The sequence below is a fragment of the Streptococcus intestinihominis genome (genome assembly GCF_046824975.1).
In the GTDB taxonomy this organism is placed as follows: Bacteria; Bacillota; Bacilli; order Lactobacillales; family Streptococcaceae; genus Streptococcus.
This window is the reverse complement of sequence record NZ_JBKQBL010000003.1, coordinates 303,947-310,037: the sequence shown is the minus strand read 5'-3', so window position 1 is coordinate 310,037 and position 6,091 is coordinate 303,947. Positions and strand designations below refer to the sequence as shown.

The window sequence follows — 6,091 nt, the reverse complement described above, 5'->3', positions numbered from 1 at the left end:
TCTTATAAAAAAGTGATGGCGCATTTTCAACCAGAATTCTTTTTAGGGATGACAGCTACTCCCGAACGAACTGATGGGCAAAATATTTATGAACTATTTGATTATAATATCGCCTATGAAATCCGTCTACAAGATGCTCTGGATAATGATATGCTTTGCCCCTTTATTTATTTTGGGGTAAAGGATATCGAAGTCGAAGGACAGTTAATCAATGAGAATACTACGATTGCAAACTTGACATCCGAAGAGCGTGTGAAGCATATTATAAAAAAGATTGATTTTTATGGAGTTAGTGGAAAGAAAGTGAAGGGCTTGATGTTCTGTTCTTCTAAGCAAGAAGCCCATGACTTAGCATCTAAACTGAACCAAAAGGGAAAACCATGTCGAGCCTTAACAGGTGAAGATAATATGGAGACCCGGAATGAAGTCGTTGCCCAACTAGAAAAGGGAGAGCTGGACTACATTTTAACAGTAGATATCTTTAACGAAGGAATTGATATTCCATCGGTCAATCAAGTTGTGATGTTGCGGAATACTCAATCAAGCATTGTTTTCGTACAACAGTTAGGTCGAGGGCTACGGAAGCATGAAAGCAAAGAATATGTGACCATTATCGATTTTATCGGAAATTACAAGAATAACTATCTAATTCCTATTGCTTTGTTTGGTGATAAATCGATGAATAAAGATAATTATCGTCGAGAGCTTCGAGAACCAAATATTCTAAAAGGATTGACGACCATCAATTTTGAAGAAGTAGCCAAGGAACAAATCTTTAAGTCCATCACTAATACTTCCTTATCCAATTTGAAAATTTTACAAGAAGCATACACGGATCTGGAAAATAAGTTAGGTCGAAGTCCTCTTTTAGTTGATTACTTGAACTACAATAGTATCGATCCATTAGTATTCTTTGAAAATACTAGCTTTAAAAATTATGTAGATGTCTTAAACAAATTTTCTAAAAATAAGCTAGTCTTATCAGAAAATGAAGCAAAATGGTTGAATTTTTTGACCTTTGAGTTATTATCTGGTAAACGTAAGCACGAGCTCCTCCTATTAGATCGTTTGATTAAATATGGAAAAGTGGCAAAACAAGATTTTATTAACCTTCTTCAAGAAACGAATCTGCCTTTTGATAAAGCAACGATTGCTTCAGTCGAATCAATTTTAACTCTTACTTTTCTTAAGGCACAAGAGGTAAAGAAATTTGGGACTAGCCCACTGCTTATTTGCCAGGGTTCTATATATTTTTTACAAGATGAGTTTGTTCAGTTATTAAAGAAGGTTGAATATAGGATAGCTATTGAAGATATTATTCAGGCAGGACTTATTAAATCTTTGGATTATCCAGATACGTTTACGATTGGTCAAAAATACTCTCGTCGAGATGTTGCAAAATTGCTTAATTGGGCCAAGGATGAACCACCATTGAATATTGGTGGATACAAAATTGATAAGGGAACGAATTCTTGTCCAATTTTTATTACATATCATAAAAATGATGAAATCAATGATACTATTAAGTATGAAGATGAACTTTTAAACGAAACGACATTAAAATGGTTTTCAAAGAATAAACGTACATTGATGTCTCCGGATGTAAAAGCGATTGTATCCTCTCCCACAACTGGTCTAGATATAAAATTATTTGTTATCAAAGATGATGCTGAAGGAGGCGAGTTCTACTATCTAGGAAATTTGAATTTGATTCCTTCCTCGGTAAAAGAAATAATTCGTCCGTTAGAAAAAGGCGATGAAAGTATTGTAACAATGCAATTTAAGTTAGAGAAACCCATCTCAGATACGCTTTATCGTTACATCACAAATAAATAAGAACATGGTGTTAAGCCATGTTCTTATTTATTTGTTAACAATTCTACAGCTGGACGATCCACGGGTGCCCAGTTAAGCGATTTTAATTCATGTGGTGCTAGCCAAGTAGAATTCTGGTGTTCTAACAACTCTAGGTTTCCTGAGAGTAACTTGGCGTGATAGGTTTTCATAACGACAGTCCCGAAATCATAATCATAGGAGGCCTCGTTCACAAAGGAGATAATTTCAATTTCAGAATTTAATTCTTCCTGTATTTCACGAATGAGCGCTTGTTCAGGAGATTCTCCTGCCTCTAATTTTCCACCTGGAAATTCCCAAAAGCCTCCTAAGCTTTTTCCTTCAGGTCTCTGAGCACAAAAGATTTTTCCATCTTTTTCAATAGCAGCTGCAACAACGTGAATAATTTTTTTTGACATGATTTTCCTCCTCTTTCATTGTATCAGAAATTGGTTGAAAGAAGCAATTAAAGAATTAATCCAAATTCAAAAACGGTGAAATCGGCATTGACTTCATCTGGATCGATGTGGACAATCCTCCTGAAGATGCGATTGGTTGGGTTGCGAAAGCTTCTTCATACACATGATAAAAGAACCTCCTAGTTTTCTAGGAGGTTGATTTGTATTCTGTGGTAGTGCTGTGGCCTAGGTAGGTATAAATCCGTGTCAGTGGGGATTGGGGATGGGTGGAGACGCGAAAGTGAAAGTAGTGGTCACGGTGGTCGCGGCTCTGGGTATGGTGGAGTCTGAAATAGTTGCGCTGGCCTGTCGACATGGATCTCAGCAGGTCATCTTCTAAAAAGACCAAGGGGGTCGCAGTCGTTGCCAATCGGTAAAAATCGTGCTCGAACTGCTGGTAATTGTCTGAAAAATAATCGAATTGGAGTTCGTGTTTATTCAGGGCTGGTTTCATAGCTAGAATCTCCTGGTTCAATAGAAAAAATAGTCGAAAGAAGGAGAGAGTGGTAGTGCTGGCCATTTTTGATGAGGACTTCGGAAGGGCTTAAGGAATAGACCTGACCGTAGTAGACGGCGACTTGATTGTCCTGGAGGGTAGAGAGGGAGAGATAGGTCTCTTGCTGGTAGGCTTGCTCGAGGAGGCGACGGATTTCTTGGTTTGAGAGGAGGCGAAGCTCTTCGAGAGAGAGCTGGTTTGTTTGTAAGGCCGTCGAATGCTCAGAGAGGAAGAAGCCAGCCCACTTGGCCATTCCCCGGTCTTGGAAGTCACGTGCCGACTGATAGGGGAGATAAGAACGATCAATCATGCTAAGCCATCTAAACCTCCTGCAGAGTGGCCTCCGGTCAGTTTGCTTCGAGCCAGAGCGCGCGAATTTTCTAATAGGGCAGATCCCTTCTGTAGAGAAGCAAAGCCAAATCGGTCACGGATATGGTCAATGGTCTCTTGGAGGGCTTCTTCTCTTTGAGTTTGCTCAGGGTCATCAAATAGGGAGATCAGCTGGAAGCTCTCTTCTACGAGCTTCCCATAAAAGACACCGATCTGCCGGATGGCTCCTCCCTGGTAGTGGGAGCGAAAGAGCTGGATGACTTCCTTGGCTAATTGAGCGGTAGAGTTGGTAGGCTCAATCTTTCGTTGGCAGTGGATGGAGGAAAGCTGTTCCTGTTTGGAGTAGCTGGCGTGGATGGAGACCAGTTGTGTCTTTTTCTTTTCCCGACGCAAGCGGATAGCGACCTGCTCAGCCATTTCTTGAAAGACCAGTTCAATATCGCTTTGGCGGTGGTAGTCACGGGGAAGGATTTGCGAATTTCCTAGACCGTGAGACTTTGGTCGATAGGGACGATGGACATTGCTTTCATCGATCCCATGGGCGTGAAACCAGAGCTGGACGCCCATGACGCCAAATTCTTTTTTGAGCTGGTCTGGATTGGCTTGGGCCAGTTCATAGATGGAGTGAATGCCTAGTTTGTTAAGGCGTTTTTCTGTTCGCTGGCCGATCCCCCAAAAATCGGTCAGTTTTTTTATCTGCCAGACTCGACTGGGGACGTCTTCGTAAGACCAGTTGGCCCGCATGGTTTTCTGGTGCTTGGCTTCGTTGTCCAGGGCCAGTTTGGCCAGTAGGGGATTGGCATTGCTCATCCCGACAGTAGCGTAGATCCCAGTTTGCTGCCAAATGCGCTTTTGGATCCGAGCAGAAAGAAGATCCAGCTTGGAGCGTCGGTCTAGCTGAGGATCGGGAATAAAGTAGTTGAGAGAGCTGGTCAAATCGATAAATCCCTCATCAATGGAATAGGGGTAGATGTCATCTGGAGCAGCAAATTCTTGAAAGACTTGCTGGATCTCCATGTTGACCTGGATATAGGCATTCATGCGAGGGGGCACGATAAAGGTGCGTTTGGCCCACCTTTCGATATAGTGGACAAAGGATGGATCTGTAGGCAGGCCTTGCTTACGGGCCAGGTAGTAATTGAATTTCCTCGTCTTGAGATCAAAGGGCAGATCATAGCTCCGCCCGACATTTTTCTTCCCAAAGACCTGCTTAAAAACGGGGGAACTGGCTAAGATGAGGCCAGCAGAATTGTCGCTCCGACTCATGACACAAAGAGAAGTAGTCAAGGGATTGAGGCCGAGGCGGACGCACTCACAACTGGCATAGAAACTTTTCATATCCACAAAAGCAATATCAGACATGGGCTCACGTGAATAATCAAAAAGCATGTCTAAACCTCCAGAGGAAGGAAGTGGCCGACCACGATACCGACGATTTTTGGTTCATCTTCGTAGGGAGCAAAGAGGTCATCATAGGCTGGGTTGATAGACTCTAGGCGAAGCCCCTCCTCTTCCCGATAGACTTTTTTGATATAGGTCTTTCCATTCCACATGAGGGCGTAGACTGCTCCATCATAGTCAAATCCGGTCTGTTTCATCAAGGCAACGGAACCGTTTGGATAGCTTGGTTCCATAGAATCTCCAGACACCCAAGAGGCAAAGTCGTGTTGGATCTCTTGGTCAAAATAGACGGTCTCGTAGTCAGTCTCATTGTCATAAAAGGTATGACCATGTCCAGCTGCCAAGTCGATAGAGAGGACGCGGTAAGGGATCAAAGAGACGACCTTTTCTTGCTCTGCTAAGAGTTGGCTAGCAAAGAGATCGACCTTTCTCTGATGGGGTGGGGTTAGTAAAGGGTAGGTGAAAAGCGCTGAGCTCTTGTCGACAAAGTAGTCCTCTTTAACGGAGAGGCGCTTGGCCAACCTCCTGAGGTTTTTATCGTGTGGCTCTGCTAAGCCATTCTCCCAACTAGAGTAGGTCTTGCGACTAATCTCTAAGGATTCGTAGACCTGGGCTTGGGTCAGGCCGAGCTCAAGTCTACGGTCTTTTAATTTTTTTGCATCAAACATCTGTATTCTCCTACGTAACGTTTTAAAAGTTACGTATAGTATAGCAAAAATAAATGCGGACTTCAAGAGAAAAGTGAGAGGATTTTTCTTTGGCAGCGAAAGGGATTTGGTTCAGCAAATCTCAGATTGGAGAGGGTGGGTGTTTTTGTATCTTTTATCCAAATTTTGATATAATAATCTCTATGAAGATTGTATCAGGTACCTATGGAGGGCGTCCTCTTAAGACGCTCGAAGGAAAGACAACGAGGCCCACTTCAGATAAGGTGAGAGGGGCTATGTTTAATATGATCGGTCCTTATTTTGATGGGGGGCGGGTCTTGGATTTATATGCTGGGTCAGGTGGTCTGTCTATCGAGGCGGTGTCTCGGGGGATGGAGCAGGCTGTATTGGTCGAGAAAGATCGCAGAGCCCAAGCAATTATTGCTAGCAATATCCAAATGACCAAGGAAAGCCACAAGTTTCAATTGCTGAAGATGGAGGCTCACCAAGCTCTCAATCAATTGCAGGGGACCTTTGATCTCATTTTCCTGGATCCTCCCTATGCCAAGGAGCAGATCGTAGCCGATATTGAGGCCCTGGCTGAACGTGGTTTACTTGGAGAAGAGGTCATGGTCGTCTGTGAGACAGACAAGGCAGTGGACTTGCCTGAGGAAGTTGCTTGTCTAGGAATCTGGAAAGAAAAAATCTACGGAATTAGTAAGGTGACGGTTTATGTCAGATAAAATCGGATTATTTACAGGTTCATTTGACCCAATGACCTTGGGACACTTGGATTTGATAGAGCGGGCTAGTCGCTTGTTTGATCGCTTGTATGTCGGTATCTTCTTTAATCATGAGAAGAAGGGTTATTTTACCATTGAGCAAAGGGAAACCATGGTGACAGAAGCAGTGGCTCATTTGCCCAA

General features: G+C 42.9%; 8 protein-coding genes. 3 read left to right on the top strand and 5 right to left on the bottom strand.

Annotated elements, in window-relative coordinates; genetic code table 11:
* Positions 1 to 1,836 (top strand): DUF3427 domain-containing protein (locus tag ACLOR3_RS06755; RefSeq protein WP_412037091.1); only part of this gene is annotated, 1,836 nt, incomplete at its 5' end.
* 23 nt (positions 1,837 to 1,859) lie between these two features.
* Here ACLOR3_RS06755 and ACLOR3_RS06750 read toward each other — a convergent pair.
* From ACLOR3_RS06750 to ACLOR3_RS06730, 5 genes are all read right to left on the bottom strand, one after another.
* Positions 1,860 to 2,252: a (deoxy)nucleoside triphosphate pyrophosphohydrolase gene (locus tag ACLOR3_RS06750; protein ID WP_411400694.1), complete on the bottom strand. Its 393-nt coding sequence runs from the start codon at positions 2,250 to 2,252 to the stop codon at positions 1,860 to 1,862.
* 187 nt (positions 2,253 to 2,439) lie between these two features.
* Positions 2,440 to 2,745, bottom strand: a complete 306-nt coding sequence (locus tag ACLOR3_RS06745) for a DUF5960 family protein (protein ID WP_125329702.1) — start codon at positions 2,743 to 2,745, stop codon at positions 2,440 to 2,442.
* The gene (locus ACLOR3_RS06740; protein ID WP_411400692.1) at positions 2,726 to 3,097 is read right to left on the bottom strand and encodes a hypothetical protein; all 372 of its coding nucleotides are present in this window, start codon (positions 3,095 to 3,097) and stop codon (positions 2,726 to 2,728) included. The genes ACLOR3_RS06745 and ACLOR3_RS06740 overlap by 20 nt, the downstream gene beginning before the upstream one ends.
* Positions 3,094 to 4,506, bottom strand: a complete 1,413-nt coding sequence (locus ACLOR3_RS06735; protein ID WP_411400690.1) for a Y-family DNA polymerase — start codon at positions 4,504 to 4,506, stop codon at positions 3,094 to 3,096. The genes ACLOR3_RS06740 and ACLOR3_RS06735 overlap by 4 nt, the downstream gene beginning before the upstream one ends.
* 2 nt (positions 4,507 to 4,508) lie before the next feature.
* Positions 4,509 to 5,186: a helix-turn-helix domain-containing protein gene (locus ACLOR3_RS06730; RefSeq protein WP_195563576.1), complete on the bottom strand. Its 678-nt coding sequence runs from the start codon at positions 5,184 to 5,186 to the stop codon at positions 4,509 to 4,511.
* 182 nt (positions 5,187 to 5,368) lie between these two features.
* On the opposite strand from ACLOR3_RS06730, the gene rsmD reads away from it, so the two are divergent.
* Entirely contained in the window at positions 5,369 to 5,908 is a 540-nt protein-coding gene (rsmD, locus tag ACLOR3_RS06725; RefSeq protein WP_411400687.1) for a 16S rRNA (guanine(966)-N(2))-methyltransferase RsmD, read from the top strand.
* The coding region (locus ACLOR3_RS06720) for an adenylyltransferase/cytidyltransferase family protein (protein ID WP_412037090.1) at positions 5,898 to 6,091 on the top strand (194 nt) is incomplete at its 3' end. The genes rsmD and ACLOR3_RS06720, both read left to right, overlap by 11 nt.